The 18872-nt window shown below is 72.4% G+C and carries 22 protein-coding genes; 6 read left to right on the forward strand and 16 right to left on the reverse strand.

What is annotated here, in order from left to right:
• Window positions 1–11 precede the first annotated feature (11 nt).
• From MUY22_RS37280 to MUY22_RS37310, 7 genes are all read right to left on the reverse strand, one after another.
• On the reverse strand, window positions 12–893 hold the full coding sequence (locus MUY22_RS37280) for a diacylglycerol kinase family protein (RefSeq protein ID WP_247051877.1): 882 nt from the start codon (window positions 891–893) through the stop codon (window positions 12–14).
• Window positions 893–1867 (reverse strand): twin-arginine translocase subunit TatC, encoded by a 975-nt coding sequence (gene tatC / locus MUY22_RS37285; protein WP_247051878.1) that lies wholly within the window; start codon window positions 1865–1867, stop codon window positions 893–895. Before tatC ends, MUY22_RS37280 begins: the two co-directional genes overlap by 1 nt.
• An 86-nt stretch (window positions 1868–1953) precedes the next feature.
• Window positions 1954–2292, reverse strand: a complete 339-nt coding sequence (gene tatA / locus MUY22_RS37290) for a Sec-independent protein translocase subunit TatA (protein ID WP_247051879.1) — start codon at window positions 2290–2292, stop codon at window positions 1954–1956.
• Window positions 2293–2323: 31 nt separating this feature from the next.
• On the reverse strand, window positions 2324–2536 hold the full coding sequence (locus MUY22_RS37295; RefSeq protein ID WP_247051880.1) for a bacteriophage holin: 213 nt from the start codon (window positions 2534–2536) through the stop codon (window positions 2324–2326).
• Window positions 2537–2545: 9 nt separating this feature from the next.
• On the reverse strand, window positions 2546–3526 hold the full coding sequence (locus MUY22_RS37300) for a YafY family protein (protein WP_247051881.1): 981 nt from the start codon (window positions 3524–3526) through the stop codon (window positions 2546–2548).
• Window positions 3523–4515: a YafY family protein gene (locus tag MUY22_RS37305; protein WP_247051882.1), complete on the reverse strand. Its 993-nt coding sequence runs from the start codon at window positions 4513–4515 to the stop codon at window positions 3523–3525. Before MUY22_RS37305 ends, MUY22_RS37300 begins: the two co-directional genes overlap by 4 nt.
• A 10-nt stretch (window positions 4516–4525) precedes the next feature.
• Complete coding sequence (locus tag MUY22_RS37310; protein WP_247051883.1) at window positions 4526–4957, reverse strand: helix-turn-helix domain-containing protein; 432 nt, start codon at window positions 4955–4957, stop codon at window positions 4526–4528.
• Window positions 4958–5063: 106 nt separating this feature from the next.
• Here MUY22_RS37310 and MUY22_RS37315 point away from each other — a divergent pair, with 106 nt between their 5' ends.
• The gene (locus MUY22_RS37315; RefSeq protein WP_247051884.1) at window positions 5064–5990 is read left to right on the forward strand and encodes an NADP-dependent oxidoreductase; all 927 of its coding nucleotides are present in this window, start codon (window positions 5064–5066) and stop codon (window positions 5988–5990) included.
• A 20-nt stretch (window positions 5991–6010) separates the two neighbouring features.
• Window positions 6011–6709: an SDR family oxidoreductase gene (locus tag MUY22_RS37320; RefSeq protein WP_247051885.1), complete on the forward strand. Its 699-nt coding sequence runs from the start codon at window positions 6011–6013 to the stop codon at window positions 6707–6709.
• On the opposite strand, the gene MUY22_RS37325 is transcribed toward MUY22_RS37320, so the two are convergent.
• Both MUY22_RS37325 and pafA read right to left on the reverse strand, forming a co-directional pair.
• Window positions 6706–7731, reverse strand: a complete 1026-nt coding sequence (locus MUY22_RS37325; RefSeq protein ID WP_247064300.1) for an oxidoreductase — start codon at window positions 7729–7731, stop codon at window positions 6706–6708. The genes MUY22_RS37320 and MUY22_RS37325 overlap by 4 nt on opposite strands.
• Before the next feature lie 114 nt (window positions 7732–7845).
• The gene (gene pafA, locus MUY22_RS37330) at window positions 7846–9204 is read right to left on the reverse strand and encodes a Pup--protein ligase (protein ID WP_247051886.1); all 1359 of its coding nucleotides are present in this window, start codon (window positions 9202–9204) and stop codon (window positions 7846–7848) included.
• 143 nt (window positions 9205–9347) lie between these two features.
• Here pafA and MUY22_RS37335 point away from each other — a divergent pair, with 143 nt between their 5' ends.
• On the forward strand, window positions 9348–10829 hold the full coding sequence (locus tag MUY22_RS37335) for a bifunctional phosphatase PAP2/diacylglycerol kinase family protein (protein WP_247051887.1): 1482 nt from the start codon (window positions 9348–9350) through the stop codon (window positions 10827–10829).
• Between the two features lie 129 nt (window positions 10830–10958).
• Window positions 10959–12143 (forward strand): esterase family protein, encoded by a 1185-nt coding sequence (locus tag MUY22_RS37340; RefSeq protein ID WP_247064302.1) that lies wholly within the window; start codon window positions 10959–10961, stop codon window positions 12141–12143.
• 88 nt (window positions 12144–12231) lie between these two features.
• On the opposite strand, the gene prcA is transcribed toward MUY22_RS37340, so the two are convergent.
• The 4 genes from prcA to dop all read right to left on the reverse strand — a co-directional run bounded on the left by prcA (window position 12232) and on the right by dop (window position 15883).
• Window positions 12232–13041, reverse strand: coding sequence for a proteasome subunit alpha (gene prcA, locus MUY22_RS37345; protein ID WP_247051888.1), 810 nt, complete (start codon window positions 13039–13041; stop codon window positions 12232–12234).
• A 58-nt stretch (window positions 13042–13099) separates the two neighbouring features.
• The gene (gene prcB / locus MUY22_RS37350) at window positions 13100–13954 is read right to left on the reverse strand and encodes a proteasome subunit beta (protein ID WP_247051889.1); all 855 of its coding nucleotides are present in this window, start codon (window positions 13952–13954) and stop codon (window positions 13100–13102) included.
• Window positions 13955–14099: 145 nt separating this feature from the next.
• Complete coding sequence (locus tag MUY22_RS37355) at window positions 14100–14294, reverse strand: ubiquitin-like protein Pup (RefSeq protein ID WP_013226725.1); 195 nt, start codon at window positions 14292–14294, stop codon at window positions 14100–14102.
• A gap of 86 nt (window positions 14295–14380) precedes the next feature.
• Window positions 14381–15883 (reverse strand): depupylase/deamidase Dop, encoded by a 1503-nt coding sequence (dop, locus tag MUY22_RS37360; protein WP_247051890.1) that lies wholly within the window; start codon window positions 15881–15883, stop codon window positions 14381–14383.
• A 42-nt stretch (window positions 15884–15925) separates the two neighbouring features.
• Between dop and MUY22_RS37365 the strand changes: the two genes are divergently transcribed.
• Window positions 15926–16444, forward strand: a complete 519-nt coding sequence (locus tag MUY22_RS37365; protein ID WP_247051891.1) for an NUDIX hydrolase — start codon at window positions 15926–15928, stop codon at window positions 16442–16444.
• On the opposite strand, the gene MUY22_RS37370 is transcribed toward MUY22_RS37365, so the two are convergent.
• From MUY22_RS37370 to MUY22_RS37380, 3 genes are all read right to left on the reverse strand, one after another.
• On the reverse strand, window positions 16435–17043 hold the full coding sequence (locus tag MUY22_RS37370; protein WP_247051892.1) for a hypothetical protein: 609 nt from the start codon (window positions 17041–17043) through the stop codon (window positions 16435–16437). The two genes, MUY22_RS37365 and MUY22_RS37370, sit on opposite strands and share 10 nt — an antisense overlap.
• 68 nt (window positions 17044–17111) lie before the next feature.
• On the reverse strand, window positions 17112–18062 hold the full coding sequence (locus tag MUY22_RS37375; RefSeq protein ID WP_247051893.1) for an aldo/keto reductase: 951 nt from the start codon (window positions 18060–18062) through the stop codon (window positions 17112–17114).
• Window positions 18059–18397, reverse strand: a complete 339-nt coding sequence (locus tag MUY22_RS37380; RefSeq protein WP_247051894.1) for a hypothetical protein — start codon at window positions 18395–18397, stop codon at window positions 18059–18061. Before MUY22_RS37380 ends, MUY22_RS37375 begins: the two co-directional genes overlap by 4 nt.
• A gap of 91 nt (window positions 18398–18488) precedes the next feature.
• On the opposite strand from MUY22_RS37380, the gene MUY22_RS37385 reads away from it, so the two are divergent.
• Window positions 18489–18824 carry a helix-turn-helix transcriptional regulator gene (locus MUY22_RS37385; RefSeq protein ID WP_247051895.1) on the forward strand — a complete coding sequence of 112 codons (336 nt, stop codon included), beginning with the start codon at window positions 18489–18491 and terminating at the stop codon, window positions 18822–18824.
• Window positions 18825–18872 lie beyond the last annotated feature (48 nt).

Below are 18872 nucleotides of genomic sequence, written 5' to 3' on the forward strand. Positions count from 1 at the left end.
TGCTCAGGTGACTAAGCCAGGACCGTCAGCGCGCCGGGGACGCAGGTGACCGTCACCGGGACCGTGCCCTGGGGCTCGCCGTCGGCGTAGGCGGGCCAGGTGTTGCCCGTCAGGGTCACCGAGCGGGCCCGGAGCGTGCGGACCGCCGGGTGGGTGACGTGGTTGCCCGTGCGCAGGCCCGGGAGCATCCGAATGAGGCCGCGGCGGGTCGCGTGCCCGATGACCGTGACGTCGAAGACGCCGTCCTCGGGGTCGGCCGTCGGGCAGATCGGGACGCCGCCGCCGTAGAAGCGGGTGTTGCCGATGGCCACCAGGGTCGCGTCGAGCTCCAGGCGTTCGGTGCCGGTGTCGACGACGACCGGGCGGGACCGGAACGCGGCCAGCTCGGCGAGGATCGCCAGGTCGTAGCGGCGCGGGCCGGACGGCCAGCGCATCCGGTTGGCGCGTTCGTTGACGCTCGCGTCGAACCCCGCGCAGAGCACCGTCGCGAACCAGGTGTCGCCGGCGCGGCCCAGGTCCATCCGCCGGCGCGCGCCGGACTTCAGGGCCGCCACCAGGGCGTCGACCGCGGCCATGGCCTCACCGGGGACACCGAGGGCGCGGGCGAAGTCGTTGCCGGTGCCCGCCGGGACGAGGCCCAGCGCGACGTCGTGGTTCGCGCAGAACTGGACGCCCTGGTGGGCCGCGCCGTCGCCGCCGAGGACGATCAGGACGTCGAGACCCTCGTCGTGCGACGTCCGCATCAGCTCACGAGACTCCTCGACCGAGTTGGCCACGAGGACGTCGAGGCGGTCGACGGCGGTGCGGAGCCGTGCGGCGACCGTGTCCGCGATCCGGGCGGCGGCGCCGTGCCCCGAGGCCGGGTGCACGGCGAGCGCGGCGTGGATCCCCACTACGTGATGTCGTCGGTGCCGGAGGACCGGCCACCGGAGGCGGTCGGCGTGGAGGGCTCGTCGTCGACCTTGCTCGGCGTGTAGTCGAACGGCGCGGCTTCGTCGTCGGCCAGCTTGTCCCAGCCCTCTTCGGACCGGAGCTGATCCTTCTTGCGGTCGTGGAAGCGCGACATCTGGATCGAGATCTCGAACAGCACGGTCAGCGCGGCGGCCAGCCCGAGCATCGAGAACGGGTCCGAGCCGGGAGTGGCGAAAGCGGCGAAGACGAACAGCGCGAACACGATGCCGCGGCGCCACTTCTTGAGCTGGACGTACTTGACCACGCCGACGCGGTTGAGCATGACCACCAGCAGCGGCAGCTCGAAGCTGATGCCGAAGATGACCAGCAGCGACAGCATGAACGAGATGTACTTGTCCGCGGTCAGCGCCGTGATGAACTCGCCCTGGCCGAAGCCCATCAGCAGCTGCAGCGCGTGCGGGAACAGGATGTAGGCGAGCACCGCGCCGGAGGCGAACAGCACCGAGGCGAACGACACGAACGTCAGCGCGTACTTGCGTTCCTTGGAGTACAGGCCCGGCGCGATGAACGCCCAGATCTGGTAGAGCCAGGCCGGGGCCAGCAGGACCGCACCGGCGGCGACGCCGACCTTGATCTGGATCATGAACGCTTCGAACGGCACCGTCTGCAGCAGCTGGCAGCCCTGGGCGCCGTTGAGCCGCCGGTCCGCCGGGATCGCGCAGTACGGCGCCTTCATGATCTCGCCGAGCGACGGGACCGGCCCCAGCTTGGTGCTGAACCAGATGAACCCGAAGATGCCGCCGATGACGACGGCGAGCAGGGCGAAGCCGAGCCGACGGCGGAACTCGTAGATGTGCTCGATGAGCGTCATCGTGCCGTCGGGGTTGGCGCGGCGGCTGCGCTTGCGCCGCTTCGTGCCGCGGTTCTCCCCGTTCCCGGAGGCGGGTTCCGCCACTGGAGTTTCCGTTCTCGTCGGTGTCCTTCGGAGCGCGCCGGGCTCGGCGCGCTCCGTGGACCAGGGACCGGTGGTGGACTACCCGCTCAGCTGGCGTTCTTCTGCTCGGCGGCGGGCGCCTGCTGCTGCTTCTTCAGCTCGTCGAGCTGCCGCTGCAGGTCGGCGACCTGCTGGTCGGTGGCCGACGGGGCGGCGGGCACGACGGGCGTGACCGGCGTGACCGGGATCTGCCGGGTCTCGACCGGCTCGGCGTCTTCGTGCGCCGCCGCCTTGTGCTCGCCGGTGAGGTCCTTGGTCTCGGCCTTGAAGATCTTCATGGACTTGCCGATGGACCGGGCCGCGTCGGGAAGCCTCTTGGCCCCGAACAACAGCACGACGACGAGCACCAGGATGATCAAATGCCACGGCTGCAATCCGTTCAGCATGGTGGCCTCCTATCTGCGTCTGGTAGGGATGTTACTGGTTTTCCGGCTTGCGGCGGCGTTGCGCGAAAGCGACGCGCAGCGCTGCCGACCGAGCGCGGACGAGTCCGGCCCGGTCCTGGGTGTTCGTAGCCACCATGCTCGCGGTCTGCTTGAACCCACGCAAGACCCGCGCGGTGCGCACCAGCAGGAGCACGAGCAGCAGGAGGCCGACGGCGGCGAGCACGATGGTGGGCAGGTACGGCACGCGGTCAGCCTAGTGGTCGCAGGTTGACGGAAGGTGACGGGCTCGGGCCACCGCGTCGGCGGCGCGGCGGCCGACGTCGGAGGCCAGGTCGGCCGGGCTCTCGACCAGCGCTTCCCCGCTCAGGCCCAGCACGAGGCGCACCATCCAGGACTGGTCGGCGTAGCGCATCCGGATCCGCAGGCGGCCGCCGTCGAGCTCGTCGAGCTCTTCGCAGGGGTAGTACTCGGCTACCCAGCGTGCGTCCGGGTCGAGGACCAGGACGGCCTCCCGCTGATCGGGACGCTCGCGGAAGACACCGTCGGAGATGTCGGTCGGGTGGGCGTGCGCCGGCGGCCGGGACGGCTCGTCGAGCACGGTCAGCTCGTCGATCCGGTCCAGCCGGAACAGCCGGACGCCCTCGGCGCGGCGGCACCAGGCCTCCAGGTACCCGACGGCCTGCACGATGAGCACCCGCATCGGGTCGACCGTGCGCTCGGTGACCTGGTCCTTCGACGCGGTGTAGTAGCGGATCCGCATCGCCTTGCCTGCCTGTAGCGCCCGGGCGACCTCCTCGCGGGTCCGCGCGGTCTTCTTGCCCTCGCGCACGCCGCCGCCGACGACCACCCCGGCCGGCTGGGCCTGCCCGGCGGCGGACTCGATCTTGGCGATGGCGCGGCGGACGGCGTCGCCGTCGACCACGCCCGGGGTCTCCCCCAGCGCCCGCAGCGCGACCAGCAGGGCGGTCGCCTCGCCGCCGGTGAGCCGCAGCGGGCGGTTCATCCCGGCGTCGTGGGTGACGACGATCGTGTCACCCTCGAAGGACAGGTCGATCAGGTCGCCGGGGCCGTAGCCGGGCAGCCCGCACATCCAGAGCAGCTCGAGGTCCTTGCGCAGCTGCTTCGGCGTGACGTCGAAGTCCTGCGCCGCTTCGTCCACGCGGATGCCGGGCCGGGCCAGCAGGTAGGGCACGAGCGCCAGGAGCCGGGGCATCCGGTCGCCGGAGCCGCTCATCGGACACTCCCCTGCTGCTGCCGGGCGACGACGGCTTCCAGCCGGTCCTGGACGGTCTTGGCGAGGACGTCGGGCTCCAGCACGACGACGTCCGGGCCCTGCGCGGTGATCCAGTCGGCGGCCGACTCCGGGAAGTAGAGGCCGATCTCGACGAGGTCGCCCTCCTGGCCGTCGACGCTGGAGCGCCCGATGACGGTGCCGCGGCGGCGGACCCCGGCGGCGCGGCCGTCGGCGACCCACAGGCGCGCGGTGGTGACCGGGGCGGGCTCGGACGCGCCGCTGGTGGCCGACACCAATTGCAGCAGGTTGACGCCTTCGGGCCGCTGCACGGCGCCGGGCTTGCCGACCGGCCGGACCTGGCCGGTGACGCGGGAGAGCCGGAAGCAGCGGGTGGCGCCGCGGTCGCGGTCGTGCCCGACGACGTACCAGCGGGCCTTCCACGACACCACGCCCCACGGTTCGAGGGTGCGCATGATGCGTTCGGGCGAGCCGCTGCGCCGGTATTCGAAGCGCACGGCCTGGCCGTTCTGGACCGCCGCGAGCAGCGGCCCGAACGCCGGTTCGGCGCGCACGCGGGGCTCGACGACGGTCGGGGCCTGGTCGTCGACCTCCAGGCCGGCGGCGCGCAGCTTCACCAGTGCGCCTTGGGCCTGCCCGGTGAGCTCCGGCGAGTCCCACAGCCGGGACGCCAGCGCGACCGCGGCGGCTTCGTCGGGGGCGAGGTCGATCTCGCCGAGCTCGTAGTCGCGGCGGGCGATGCGGTAGCCCTCGATGGCGTCGAAGGCGGAGTTGCGGCCGGTCTCCAGGGGGATGCCGAGCTCGCGCAGCTCGGTCTTGTCCCGCTCGAACATCCGGAAGTAGGCGTCGTCGCTGGCCGCGTCGCCGTATCCGGGCACGATGCCGCGAATCCGCTCGGCGGTGAGGAACTGCCGGGTGGACAGGAGGGCCAGCACCAGATTGACCAGCCGTTCGGCGCGTGCGGTGGACACCCGGTAGAGACTAGCCCGCGCCGCCCGGCCCGATCGTGAGGTCCGGTGTACGCGCGTCGTAACCGGCGCGGGCGGTGCTGACCTCGTCGAAGTTGGCCTCGGCCCAGTCCTTGAACGCCGACATCAGCGCGCGGAGGCTTTCGCCAAGCGGCGTAAGGGAATAGTCGACGCGGACGGGCACCGACGGGGTCACCTCGCGGTGCAGCAGGCCGTCGCGTTCGAGCACCCGCAGGGTCTGGGTGAGCATCTTCTGGCTCACCCCGGCGATGCGCCGCGAAAGGTCGCTGTAGCGCATCGGGCCGTCACCGAGCGCCACCAGGACGAGGCTGACCCACTTGCCGGCGATCTCGTCGAGCAGCTTCCGGGTCGGGCAGGCGGCGAGGTAGGCGTCGTAGGCGGCCTTTTCGGCCTGCCGCAGCTGTTCGGCCGTGCGCGTGGCCACCGGGCGAACCTCCTGGTACGTGGGGAACCTGCGAGTACGTACTTCCCGATGGAGAGTAGCTCCCCATACGTTCGCGGGGAAGATCCGACCCGCGAAGGAGCGAAAGATGCGTGCGATGGTGGTCCGCCGGTTCGGCGGTCCCGAAGTGCTGGAGCCCGCCCGAGTCCCGGCGCCGGTGCCGGGCCCCGGCCAGGTGCGGATCCGGGTGGCGGCGGCCGCGGTCAACCCGGTCGACGCCGCGACCCGGTCCGGGCTGCTCACCGAGGCCGGGATCATCCCGCCGCGGGACGTGCTCGGCCTGGGCTGGGACGTCGCCGGCGAGGTCGATGTCGTCGGCGCGGGCGCCGGTTTCCGGGTGGGCGACGCGGTGATCGGGCTGCGCGACCGGCTCGCGACGCCGCTCGGCGCCTACGCGGAGCAGATCGTGCTCGACGCGGCCGCCGTCGCCCCCGCGCCGGCCGGCGTCTCCCCCGCCGAGGCGGCGACGCTGCCGCTCAACGCGCTGACCGCGGCGCAGGCGCTGGACCTCGCCGGCACCACCGGGACGCTTCTGGTCACCGGCGCGGCGGGCGCGGTCGGCGGCTACGCCGTCGCCCTCGCGCACGCGCGGAAGCTGCGGGTGGTCGCGGTGGCCGGAACCGCCGACGAAGCACAGGTGAGGGCGTTCGGCGCGGACGAGTTCGTGCCGCGCGGGCCGGCGCTGGGCGACCGCGTGCGCGCACTGGTGCCCGGCGGGGTGGACGCCGTCCTCGACACCGCGCTGCTCGGCCTGGACGCGCTGGACGCGGTCCGCGGCGGCGGGGAGTTCGTCGCCTTCGCCGCGGGCGCCGCGCCGATCCCGCTGCGCGGCGTCCGGGTCCGCGGTGTCTGGATCCGCGCCGACGGCCCTCGCCTGGCCGAACTGGCCCGGCTGGCGGCCGAGGGTGTCCTCCCCCTGCGCGTCGCGGACGTCCTGCCGCTGGCGGACGCGCGATCCGCCCACGAACGGCTGGCCGCGGGCGGGCTGCGCGGCCGTCTCGTGCTGACGCCGTGAATCCTCCCTAGCCTGGGGACATGGATGATCGTGTTCTCCTCGTCACCGGCGCCTCCCGCGGGCTGGGTGCCGCGACCGCGCGGCTGGCCGCCGCGGCCGGCTTCAAGGTCGCGCTCGTGGCGCGCAAGGCGGAGTCCGTCGCGGCCCTCGCGGCCGAGCTGGGCGAAGACCGGGCGCTGGCGCTGGGCGCCGACGTCGCGGACTGGCCGGCCATCTCGGGAGCCGTCGCCGAGACCGTGCGGAGGTTCGGCCGGCTCGACGCGGCCTTCGCCAACGCCGGGATCGGCGTCGGGACGTCGTTCTTCGGCACCGGCGACCCCGACCCGACGGCGTGGGAGGAGATGGTCCGCGTCAACGTGCTCGGCGCGGCCTACACCGCCCGCGCGGCGCTGCCCGCCCTGGCGGAATCGACCGGGCACCTGCTGATCACCGGCTCGGTCGCGGGCCGCTACATCCGCAACGCGAGCCTGTACTCGGTGACGAAGTGGGCGGTGACGGGGATGGCCGGGGCGATCCGCGAGGAGGCCGTCGGCACCGGCGTGCGCGTCACGCTGGTCCAGCCGGGCATCACCGACACCGGCATCCTCAGCGACGAGCAGCGCAAGAAGCCGAAGCTGGAGCCGGCCGACATCGCCCGGGCGGTGCTCTACGCGCTGCAGCAGCCGCCGCACGTGGACGTCAACGAGATCATGGTCCGGCCGACCGGGCAGGTGATCTAGCCGAGCCGGGCGACGCGGCCCTGGGTGCCGGACGCCCAGCAGCTGCCGAACGCCGTGCAGTCCACGCTGTCGAAGCTGCCGGTGTCGAACGACGTCCAGTGCCGCCCGCCGTCGGGGCTGAGGTCGCTGCCGCCGGGGCCGACGGCCAGGACCGTGCCGCCGCGCCAGGCCAGCCCGGACCGGTACCCGGCGGGGTACTGCGCCGGGGTGCGCCAGGTGCGGCCGCGGTCGTTCGACAGCGCGACGGCGGGGCCGGGCGCGGTCGGCGCGGCGAAGTCGCCGCCGATGGCGACGCCCTGCCACGGGGTGCGGAAGGCGACGGCGAACACGCCGGCCGACGGGCTGCTCGGCAACGGCGTGTCCGACGCCGTCCAGTGGCGGCCGCCGTCACCGGAGTGCAGGACGCGGGCCGTGGCGCCGCCGCCGGTGGCCAGCCAGGCGTCGACCGGGCCCGCGGTGGTGACGCACTGGCCGCTGGCGGCGAACCCGGCCTCACCGGGCAGCGCGGGCGGGAAGCCGCTGTCGGGGACCTGGCGCCAGCTGCGGCCACCGTCGACGGTGGCCTGCATCCGGAACTTGCCGTCCACCGGGTCGCTCATCGCGAGCCCGCGCCACGGGTCGAAGAAGGCCAGGCAGTCGTAGAACGCGGCGGCGTCGGTGTTCTGGAACGTCTGGCGCCAGTGCGCGCCGGCGTCGTCGGTCCGGTAGACGCGGGAGTCGGTGCCGGGGCCGATCGACAGGATCACGGCGTGGTCGGCGTCGAAGGCCTCGATGTCGCGGAACTCGAGGGTGCCGGTACCGGGCGGGCCGACGGACCGCCAGCTCCGGCCGCCGTCGACGGTGCGCAGGACCGTGCCCTGGGTGCCGCTGACCCAGGCGACGCGGGCGCTGACCGCGGACAGGCCGCGGAACTGGGCGGTGACGCCGGTGGCGCTCAGCTCCCACTTCGGCAGGTGCCCGGTGGCCGACGCGGGCACAGCCGGCGCGACCAGGAGACCGAGGACGAGAAGCACCGCACGCAGCACACGCATGGGCAGATCCTGCCGCACCCGCCCGCCGACTTTCGTAGGGTCAAACGCCGTGAAGGCCTCCTTACCGGCCATAAGAGCCGGTAAGGAGGCCTTCACGGCTTTGGGCTAGAGCGAGCTGATCAGGCGTTCGACGCGCTCGTCGACCGAGCGGAACGGGTCCTTGCACAGCACGGTGCGCTGGGCCTGGTCGTTGAGCTTCAGGTGCACCCAGTCGACGGTGAAGTCGCGCCCGGCGGCCTGGGCGGCGGCGATGAAGTCGCCGCGCAGCTTCGCCCGGGTGGTCTGCGGCGGGGTGTCCTTGGCGGCCTCGATCTCGCCGTCGTCGGTGACCCGGCGGACCAGGCCCTTGCGCTGGAGCAGGTCGAAGATGCCCCGGCCCCGGCGGATGTCGTGGTAGGCCAGGTCGAGCTGGGCGATGCGCGGGCTGGACAGGTCCATGTCGTGCTTGTGCCGGTAGCGCTCGACCAGCCGGTGCTTGATCGCCCAGTCGATCTCGGTGTCGATCTTGCCGAAGTCCTGCTGCTCGACCGCGTCCAGCGCCCGGCCCCACAGCTCGATGACCCGGTCGTTCGCCGGGCTGGAGCCGTTGTCCTGGAGGTGCTGCACGGCGCGGGCGTAGTACTCGCGCTGGATGTCCAGCGCCGAGGCCTCGCGGCCGCCGGCGAGGCGCACCTGGCGGCGGCCGGTGAGGTCGTGGCTGATCTCGCGGATCGCCCGGATCGGGTTGTCCAGCGTGAAGTCGCGGAACTGGACGCCGGCCTCGATCATCTCGAGCACCAGGTTCGCCGATCCGACCTTGAGCATCGTCGTCGGCTCGGCCATGTTCGAGTCGCCCACGATGACGTGCAGGCGCCGGTAGCGCTCGGCGTCGGCGTGCGGCTCGTCGCGGGTGTTGATGATCGGGCGCGACCGGGTCGTCGCGCTCGAGACGCCTTCCCAGATGTGCTCCGCACGCTGGGAGAGGCAGTAGACCGCGCCGCGCGGGGTCTGCAGCACCTTGCCGGCGCCGCAGATGAGCTGCCGGGTGACCAGGAACGGGAGCAGGACGTCCGCGATCCGGGAGAACTCACCCGCGCGGGTCACCAGGTAGTTCTCGTGACAGCCGTACGAGTTGCCCGCCGAGTCGGTGTTGTTCTTGAACAGGAAGATGTCGCCGCCGATGCCCTCGTCCGCCAGCCGCCGCTCGGCGTCGACCAGCAGGTCCTCGAGGATCCGCTCGCCGGCTTTGTCGTGCGTGACGAGCTGGACCAGGTCGTCGCACTCCGCCGTCGCGTACTCGGGGTGCGAGCCGACGTCGAGGTAGAGCCGGGAGCCGTTCGACAGGAAAACGTTCGAAGAACGGCCCCACGAGACGACCCGCCGGAAGAGGTAGCGTGCCACCTCGTCGGGCGAGAGCCTGCGCTGGCCGTGGAATGTGCACGTGACCCCGAACTCGGTCTCGATGCCAAAGATCCGCCGCTGCATTCCACCAGAGTAAGCGCTGCACCCCCCTCGACGGTGGGCCGTTCGGGCGTCGACACGCCCCCAGTAGGCCACAGACGGTGAAAAGCCCCCGAATCAGGCACGATTGGAGCACATCCCTTGACGTCGCGCGGAAGGCGGACCTCTTGTCACACCAGCTCATCCGGGCGTTCCGGCGGGTCGGCCGGACCGACCGCGCCCTGATGCGCCGCAGCGCCCGCCTGCCGGCCACGAAGGCCGACGACGCGCTGATGGCCCTGTCCCGGTCGGCGAACAAGTCCCGCCTCTGGTGGGTGGTGGCCGGAGGGCTGGCGGTCCGCGCGGGCTCGACCCGGCGCGGCGCGCTGCGCGGCGTGGTCGCCATCGCCGGCGCGAGCGCCGCCGCGAACCTGATCGGCAAGCCGCTCTTCCCCCGCCGGCGCCCGGCCGAAGAAGAGATGCCGATGCACCGCCGCCTGCGGAAACGCCCGACGTCCTCGTCGTTCCCCTCCGGCCACTCCGCCTCCGCGGCGGCCTTCGCGACGGCGGTGGCCATGGAGTCCCCGCGCGCCGGGCTCGTCGTCGCGCCGCTCGCGCTCGCGGTCGCCTACTCGCGCGTCCACACCGGCGTGCACTGGCCCTCCGACGTCGGCGTCGGCCTCGCCATCGGCACCGGCGTGGGCCTGGCGACCCGGCACTGGTGGCCGCTGCACGACGACATCCCGGGCCGCTCCGCCCACGACGCCCACGCCCCGGAGATGGTCGACGGCGACGACATGCTCGTGCTGGTCAACCCGCATTCCGGGGTGAACGGGCAGGACCCGACCGCCGACGTCCGCTTCGCCTGGCCGAAGGCCGAGATCCTCTACCCCGACTTCGAGCAGGACCTGCGGGGCCAGCTCGAGGCCGAGATCGACGCCCGCGGCACCATCCGCGCCCTCGGCGTCGCGGGTGGTGACGGGACCGTCGCGGCGGTCGCCTCGGTCGCCGCCGAGCGGGACCTGCCGCTCGCCCTGATCCCCGCCGGCACGCTGAACCACTTCGCCCGCGACATCGGCGTCCGCTCGATGCCCGACGCCGACGCGGCCACCGACGTCGGCAACGCCGTCGGCATCGACCTCGGCGAGGTCGAGGTCGACGGGCCCGACGGCCCGGCGCACCGCTGGTTCGTCAACACCGCGAGCCTCGGCGGTTACCCGGAGATGGTCCGGCTGCGCGAGAAGCTGCAGGAAAAGCACCCGAAGTGGCCCTCGGCCGCGATCGCGCTGACCCGCACGCTGCGCAACGCCAAGCCGCTGACCGTCCGGCTCAACGGCAAGCTCACCCAGGTCTGGCTGCTGTTCGTGGGCAACGGCACGTACGCGCCGAAGGGGTTCGCCCCCAGCAGGCGGCCCGCCCTCGACACCGGCCTGCTCGACGTCCGCTACCTGCGCGCCGACCTGCCCTACTCCCGTGCCCGGTTCCTGCTGGCGATGGTCACCCGCAGCCTCGCGGCCAGCCACGTCTACCAGGAGCTCGACGTCGCCGAGCTGGACGTCGAGCTGCTCGACGGCCACCGCCGCGTCGCCACCGACGGCGAGGTCGGCCCGCTCGGCAACCGGTTCCGCTTCAAGTCCCGCCCCAGCGCGCTCACCATCTACCGTCTTTAATCTTCGTTTACTTTCTCTCAACGAACCCACAGCGTCCCCTGGCTAGCGTCAAGATCGAGATGCGGGCCCTCCTGCCCGCAGCCAGGGGACGAGTGGGGTTTCGATGCGGTGGCACCCGGCGCGGCGCGGATGACGCCGCAGGTCGCGGTGGATCCGGTGCTGCCGGGCGACATCACCGCCCGCGCCCGTGACCTCGGGCCGTTCGAATCGCCGTTCATCTGGCTCGCCTTCGCCACCGCCGCGGTGGCGGTGTTCGCCGCCGTGATCGCGCTCGCGCACCGGCGCCGCGTCCGCCGCTGGGGGTTCACCGCCGTCGGCGTCCTCCTGCTGCTGGCGGCGGTCACGGCGGTCAACAGCTACGTCGGGTACGTGCGCACCGCCGACGACCTCGCCCGCCTGCTCCAGCGCGGCCCCGGCGTCGTCAACCTGGCCGGCCGCCTGCTCGACGACGACCGGGAAGCCCCGGAATCCGAGTCCGAGTCAGCGCCCCACGGCGGCACCGGCGTCGCGGCCGCCGGCCAGACGATCGACGTCGTCCCGCTCCCCGACCCCGCGCACGGCGTGCCGTCGGGCAGCAACTACGTCATCCTGCCGGCCGGGTACGGCGACCCGGCCAACGCCGCCCGCCGCTACCCCGTCGTCTACCTGATCCACGGCTACCCGTTCGGCGGCCCGCGCGACTGGCTGACCTCCGGCGACGCTCCCGGCACCCTCCAGGCCCTGCAGCAGGCCAACGTCATCGCCCCGATGATCGTGGTCAGCGTGGACATGACCGCCGGCGTCCCCAGCACCGACTGGGAGTGCCTCGACGTCCCGGGCGGCCCGCAGCTGGAGACCTACCTCGCCCGCACCGTCGTCCCGGCGATCGACGGCCGCTACCGCACGCTGGCCGACCGCGCCCACCGCGCCCTCGGCGGCATGTCCGGCGGCGGTTTCGGCGCGCTCAACATCGGGCTGCACCACGTCGACGAGTTCGCCACCCTGGTCATCGCCCTGCCCTACGACGACCTCAACGACTCCGTCGGCGTCCTCGGCGGCGACCAGGCCGCCATCGCCGCCAACACCCCGCGCCGCTACCTGCCGACGATGAAGTTCCCCGCCCCGATCTCGGTGATGCTGGCCGTCGGCACCGGCGCACCCACCGACGTCACGACGGCCCACCGCATCGCCGACGCCCTGCACGCCCGCGGCCAGGAGGCGGTCGTCCACGCCGAACGCGGCTTCAACCACACGTGGCACACCGCCCGGGCGACGCTGCCGTACCTGCTGGCCTTCGCCGACCAGACCTTCCGGCAGCCGTCCGCCGCGTCCTGAGCAGCGCACCTCGCGTGTTGGCCGTTCCGGTCGGCACGGCGCGAAAACGGGGCGCGGTCAGTGACCACGCCCCGTTTCGCACGAACTACTACTCGCCTTCGGGCTTCTCCGGCTCGTCACCCTGGGGGTCCGGCACCGGCAGCAGCGCGTCCAGCGCCGTTCCCGTCAGGCGGCGGAACGCGCGCCGCGGGCGGTCGCGGTCCAGGACCGCCACCTCCAGCTTGATCGGCGGGTCCGTCTCGCCGTTGCCGTTGGCCGACGCACTCGCCGCCGACGACGACGAAGAGGACGACGAACCGGCCGACGACGACGTCGCTGCGGCGGGCTGGATCGGCGTGCGCAACGCCGTCACCGCCACGCCGAGGGCCGCCTGCAGGTCCAGGCCGTCTTCGAACGTCTCCTTCAGCTTCGTGACGATCTTGTCGGCCTGGCCGCCCATCACGATGAACTGCGGCTCGTCGAAGATCGAGCCGTCGTAGGTCAGCCGGTACAGCTGGTCCTCCGCCGCGCTCGCCCCGACCTCCGCCACGCAGACCTCCACCTCGAACGGCTTCAGCTGCTCGGTGAAGATGCTGCCCAGCGTCGCCGCGTACGCGTTCGCCAGCGCCCGCGCGCTCACGTCACGCCGGTCGTACTGGTAGCCCTTGAGGTCCGCGTGCCGGATCCCGGCGACCCGCAGGTTCTCGAACTCGCTGTAGCGCCCGACGGCGGCGAAGCCGATCCGGTCGTAGATCTCGGACACCTTGTGCAGCGTCGCCGACGGGTTCTCCGCCACGAACAGCACGCCGCCCGCGTACTTCAGCACCACCACGCTCCGGCCGCGCGCGATGCCCTTGCGCGCCAGCTCGGAACGCTCCCGCATCAGCTGCTCGGGAGAGGCATACAACGGCATCGTCACGGTGTGCGCTCCAGGTCTTTCGGTGTTCCATCGTTCACTGGTTCAGCTCCGGCCCGCGTCAGGACAGCCGACGCTGCTGGCGCTCGATCCGCCCGGCGATCACGGCCTCCGCCACGGCGGCGGTCTCCGACTCCGGCAGCTGCACGGCGCCGTGCTCGGCGGTGATCGTCACGACGGACGGGAAGATCCGGCGCACCAGGTCCGGCAGGCCCGAAGCGGTGTCGTCGTCCGCCGCGTCGTACAGCGCCTCGACCGCCACCCGCGTGGCGTTCTCGACGTCGGCGTCCGGGTCGTGCAGCTTCTTGAGCGCGGACTTTGCGAACAGCGAACCCGAGCCGATCCCGGCGTACCCGCCGTTCTCCTCGTAGCGCCCGCCCGCGGCGTCGTACGAGACGATCCGGCCGGCGTGCCGCGCGTCCTCGGCCTCCAGGTCGTACCCGACGAAGAGCGGGATCGCGGCCAGCCCGGCCATCGCCATCTCGAGGTTCGCCTTGACCATCCCGGCCAGCTTGTTCGTCTTGCCGTCCAGCGACAGCGAAACGCCCTCGATCTTCTCGTAGTGCGCGAGCTCCACGGCGTAGAGGCGCACCATCTCCACGGCCAGCCCGGCCGTGCCCGCGATGCCCACCGCCGAGTACTCGTCGGTGACGTGCACCTTCTCCATGTCGCGGCTCGCGATCAGGTTCCCCGACGTCGCCCGCCGGTCACCCGCGATCAGCACTCCGCTCGCGAAGGTCAGCGCGACGATCGTCGTCCCGTGCGGCACGCCCAGGTCGCCCGCACCACCGGACATCCGGCGCTCCGGAAGCAGTTCCGGCGCCTGCACCCGCAGGAAGTCGGAAAACGACGACGTCGCCGACGAGAAGTACGCCCCCGGCAGAGCGGGACCCGAGATGCCCCTGGTGTTGTCCATACGTGCTCAAAAATCCCATCTGTGCGGGCCTTGGCGGCCGTGGCCCCGCGTTCGGCGACCCCGGCCCGCACGGACCACGGTCACCACCACGCGGAACCCCCGGCCGCCGGCTGAACGGTCGGCAAGGGCGCGAACGCCCGAGCGGCTACTCGCCGCCCTTCTGGACGTAGGCCCGGACGAAGTCCTCGGCGTTCTCCTCCAGCACGTCGTCGATCTCGTCGAGGATCGTGTCGACGTCCTCGCCGAGCTTCTCGCGCCGTTCCTGACCCGCCGCGCCGGTGTCGTCGAACTCCTCGTCGGAGTCGCCGCCGCCGTGCTTTTCGATCTTTTCCTGGGCCATCTCGCCTCCCGGTGTGGCTGATGTTTCCTAGCCTACCCAGCGGCCCCGACATTCGGGGTCACCGCCGCGATCCGCGTGCGTACCGCCTAGTCCGAACCGGTGAGTGCCTCCACCAGCTCCTCCGCCGTCGCCGCGTTGTCCAGCAGCTTGCCGACGTGCGCCTTGGTCCCGCGCAACGGCTCCAGCGTCGGGATCCGCACCAGCGACTCCTTGCCGACGTCGAAGATGACCGAGTCCCAGGACGCCGCCGCGATCGAGCTCGCGTACTTCTCCAGCGCCCGGCCCCGGAAGTAGGCCCGCGTGTCCGACGGCGGCGTCGTGACGGCGGCCAGCACCTCTTCCTCGGTCACCAGCCGCTTCATCGAGCCCCGCGTGACCAGCCGGTTGTACAGGCCCTTGGCCAGCCGCACGTCCGAGTACTGCAGGTCCACCAGGCGCAGCCGCGGCGCGCCCCAGGCGAGGCTGTCCCGCTGGCGGTACCCCTCCAGCAGCCGCAGCTTCGCCGGCCAGTCCAGCCGGTCCGCGCACTCCTGCGGGTCCCGCGCCAGCGCGTCCAGGATCTCGCCCCAGACCCGCAGCACCTCCTTGGCGGCCTCGTCCGCGCCCGTGCGCTCCAGGTTCTGCGAAGCGATCTCGTGGTAGGCGAACTGCAGGTCCAGGCCGGTGTACTTCTTGCCGTTGGCCAGCGACACCTGCGCCTTGAGCGTCGGGTCGTGGCTGATCTGGTGCACGGCCTTGACCGGCTCGTCCAGCTTCAGGTCGTCGAACCGGATGCCGGACTCGATCAGGTCGAGCACCAGGGCCGTCGCGCCGACCTTGAGGTAGGTCGAGTACTCGGACATGTTCGCGTCGCCGATGATGACGTGCAGCCGCCGGTACTTGTCCGCGTCCGCGTGCGGCTCGTCGCGGGTGTTGATGATCCCGCGCTTCAGCGTCGTCTCCAGGCCGACCTCGACCTCGATGTAGTCCGCACGCTGGGAGAGCTGGAACCCGGCCTCTTCGCTCTGCTGCCCGATCCCGACCCGGCCCGACCCGGTGAAGACCTGCCGCGACACGAAGAACGGCGTCAGCCCGGCGATGATGGCGGTGAACGGCGTCGAGCGCGCGCACAGGTAGTTCTCGTGCGTGCCGTAGCTGGCGCCCTTGCCGTCGACGTTGTTCTTGTACAGCTGGAGCGGGGGCTGCCCGGGCACGGACGCGGCTTTCAGCGCCGCCTCCTCCATCACCCGTTCGCCGGCCTTGTCCCAGATGACCGCGTCACGCGCGTTCGTCACCTCGGGCGCCGAGTACTCCGGGTGCGCGTGGTCGACGTACAGCCGCGCGCCGTTGGTCAGGATGACGTTCGCCGCACCCAGGTCCTCGACGTCCGGGTCGTGCCCCGGCCCGCCCGGGCCGGTCAGGTCGAACCCGCGCGCGTCCCGCAAGGGGGACTCCACCTCGTAGTCCCACCGGGCCCGCCGCGCTCGCGGGATGTCGGCCGCGGCCGCGTAGGCCAGCACGACCTGGGTCGAGGTGAGTACCGGGTTCGCCGTCGCGTCGCCCGGCACCGAGATGCCGTACTCGACTTCGGTTCCCATGATCCGCCGCATGTCCACCACCCTACGGGGTAGGCCTAGTGGAACGATGCACCCATGCCAGGCAGTGACGAACTCGTTGCCCTCTATGACCAGGCCGGCTCCGTCGTCGGCTCGACGCTGCGCAGCCGCCTCCGCCGCGAGGGCCTGTGGCACGCCGCCGGCGTCGTGCTGGTCCGTTCGGGTGACGGAAACGCGGTCTACGTGCACCTCCGGACCCCCACGAAGGACGTGTTCCCGTCCACCTGGGACTGCTGGGCCGGCGGGGTCGTCGCCGCCGGCGAGTCACCGGCGGAGTGCGCCCGCCGTGAACTGGCCGAAGAGCTCGGCGTCCACGGGGTGGAACCCGTTCCGCTGTTCACGAAGGTGTACGACGACGGCCGCAACCGCTGCCACAACTTCGCCTTCGAGGTCCGCTGGGACGGCCCGATCCGCCACCAGGCCGAAGAGATCGTCGAAGGCCGCTGGCTCCCGCTCGACGAGCTGCGCGCCTGGGTCGACGACCCGGCACCGGCACTCCCGTTCATCCCCGACGGCCGCGAAGGCGTCCAGGAGTGGTTCCGCCGCTACGGCTGAGCTGCCGGCGCCGTCAGCTTCGCCGCCATCGCGGGCAGCAGCCGCTTCGCCGCGTCGATCGCCCGCGCCTCCGTGCTCGCCGAGACGGTCAGCCCGGACACCAGCGTGCCCCGCGCCAGCAGCACGGTGCACGTCTTGCCTTCGCACCAGGCCCGCTGACGCTCGACGCCCGCCTGGGCCGGGACGTCCACGGTGTGGCCGGTGCACTGCGCGTTCGCCACGATGTCGCCGGCCGAGCCGTCCGGGTAGGCGGCGACCCGGTGCCGCAGCACCGAACCGCTCGGGTACCGCCAGCTCGCGGTCCGGCTGGTCGCCGACACGTCGTCCGTCAGGCAGCCCGAAGCCGCGCCGGAGCCGGGCTGCACACCCTCTTCGGCGACGTCCTGATCGGACAGCAGCGCCCGCTCCGCGAGCAGTCCGGGGTCCGGCGCCGCCTGGGTGACCGGAGCCGCCTTCGGGGTCGGCGCCGGCGCTTCCGGCGTGGGCGCCGTCAGCGTGGCCGACGCGACCGGATCGTCGTAGTACGTCTCGAGGTTGTTCGGGTCGGGGCCGTCGCATCCCGTGAGGCCGACCAACGCGACCGCGGCCAACGCAACCACCTGGCGATGACGCACCTGCTCCGGCCCTCCCGTAGTCCGACTGTGACTGCGCAGAGTAGTGCAGCCGGTCAGTCCCAGCCCAAAGAGGACCGGTGTCGCCAGTAGTCCCCCGCATCCTCCGCCAGCCCGGCCAGCGCGGCTTCCTCCTCGGTGCTCAGCGAAAGCATGGTGGCGCGCAGGTTCGCCTCGAGCTGCGGCGCGCTCGCCGGGCCGATGACCGCCGCGCCGGCCCAGTCGTTCGCCAGCACCGCCGCCACCGCGACCGCGTCCGGCCCGGTCCCGTGCGCCGCGGCGATGTCGAGCAGCACCCGCGGCGCCTCGACCGCCAGCCGGCCGTTGGCCAGGGTTTCCTTGACCAGCACCCGCTTCCCGGCCGCGTGCGCCGCGGCCAGCGCGGGTCCCGCCGACGGCTCCAGGAGGTTCCACGTCGACTGCACCGACGAGAACACCGGCCGCCCGGCCACTTCCAGCGCGAAGGCCCGCTCGATCGCGGCCGCCTGCGCCGGCCCCGACGTCGAGAACCCGACCGCGACGCCGTTCGCCGCGAGCTCCGCCAGCGCTTCGATCAGCGGCTCGTCGGTGAACAGCGGACTGTCCACAGTGAGCGAATGGACCTGGTAGAGGCTGACCCGGTCCCCCAGCAGCGCCAGGGTTTCCGCCCACTGCACGGCGAACCGCGTCGCCGAGTGCTCCTTCACCTCGTGCACCTCGACGTCGAGCCGCCAGCCGCCGACGTAGGCGTAACCCCACTTGCTGGAGACGACGACGTCGCGGTGCCCGCGCTCGTCGAGCCAGCCGGCGAGGAACTCCTCCGAGCGCCCGTAGGACCGGGCGACGTCGACGGTGCGGATCCCCGCGGCGTAGGCGCCGTCGAGCACCGTGAAGGTCGCGGCTCGCATCGACGCGACGTCCCGCACGGCCGGCAGCGCCCCGTCCCGGCCCAGGTTGATGTACGCGGGCCGGCCCAGCGCCGCCAGGCCGAGCGCGATGCGATCCACGCGATCCACGGGCGTACTCATCCGTTCTGCTTGTGCCGGAGGATGGCGAGCCACTGGCCGGCGGTCTGGGCCTGGCGGTGGAGCTTCTCGAGGCGGGCGGCCGGGGCCCGGACGTAGCCCTTGCCGAAGACCGGCGCGATCTGACGCAGGCTGGCGCCGCCTTCGCGGGCGGCGAGCAGGGCCCAGTCGGAGGCGTCGGCGCAGGCCGCGGAGGCGCGGCGCAGCTCGCCGAGGATGTCGATGAGCTCCTGGGGGCCCACCTCCCCGGCTTCGACGGTGGCGGCGGTCGTCTCCAGCCAGGCCATGACGTCGGCTTCGGTGATGGGCGCGCGCGGCCGCCCGGTTTCTTCGCTCACGGCGTGAAGTATAGGTCGTTATACGCTGAGGTCCGGGGACCACGCGCCGATGTCGCATCGGAGTGTCGCGATGTGATCTACCATCGGAGAGGTGACGACGCGCGCCGAGGCCCCGCCGGAGGTCGAGCAGCTGCTCGACGTGTTCAAGGCGCTCGCGAACCCGGTGCGGCTGCGGATCCTCGGGTGGCTGCGGGATCCGGAGCAGAACTTCCTCGAGCAGCGCGGGGCGATGGTGGTCGAAGAAGGGGTGTGCGTGACGCACATCCAGGAGAAGGCCGGCCTGGCCCAGTCGACCGTCTCGGCCTACATGGCGTCGCTGCAGCGCGCCGGGCTGGTCCGCGCGACCCGGCTCGGGAAGTGGACGCACTACCGCCGTAACGAAGAGCGGATCGCCCGGATCGTCGAGGTCCTCGGCCACTCGCTCTGACCACTCCCCTCCCCTGGCGAGTTCCCGACGGTTGACTCATATCGAAGT

Source organism: Amycolatopsis sp. WQ 127309, assembly GCF_023023025.1.
Taxonomy (GTDB): Bacteria; Actinomycetota; Actinomycetes; order Mycobacteriales; family Pseudonocardiaceae; genus Amycolatopsis.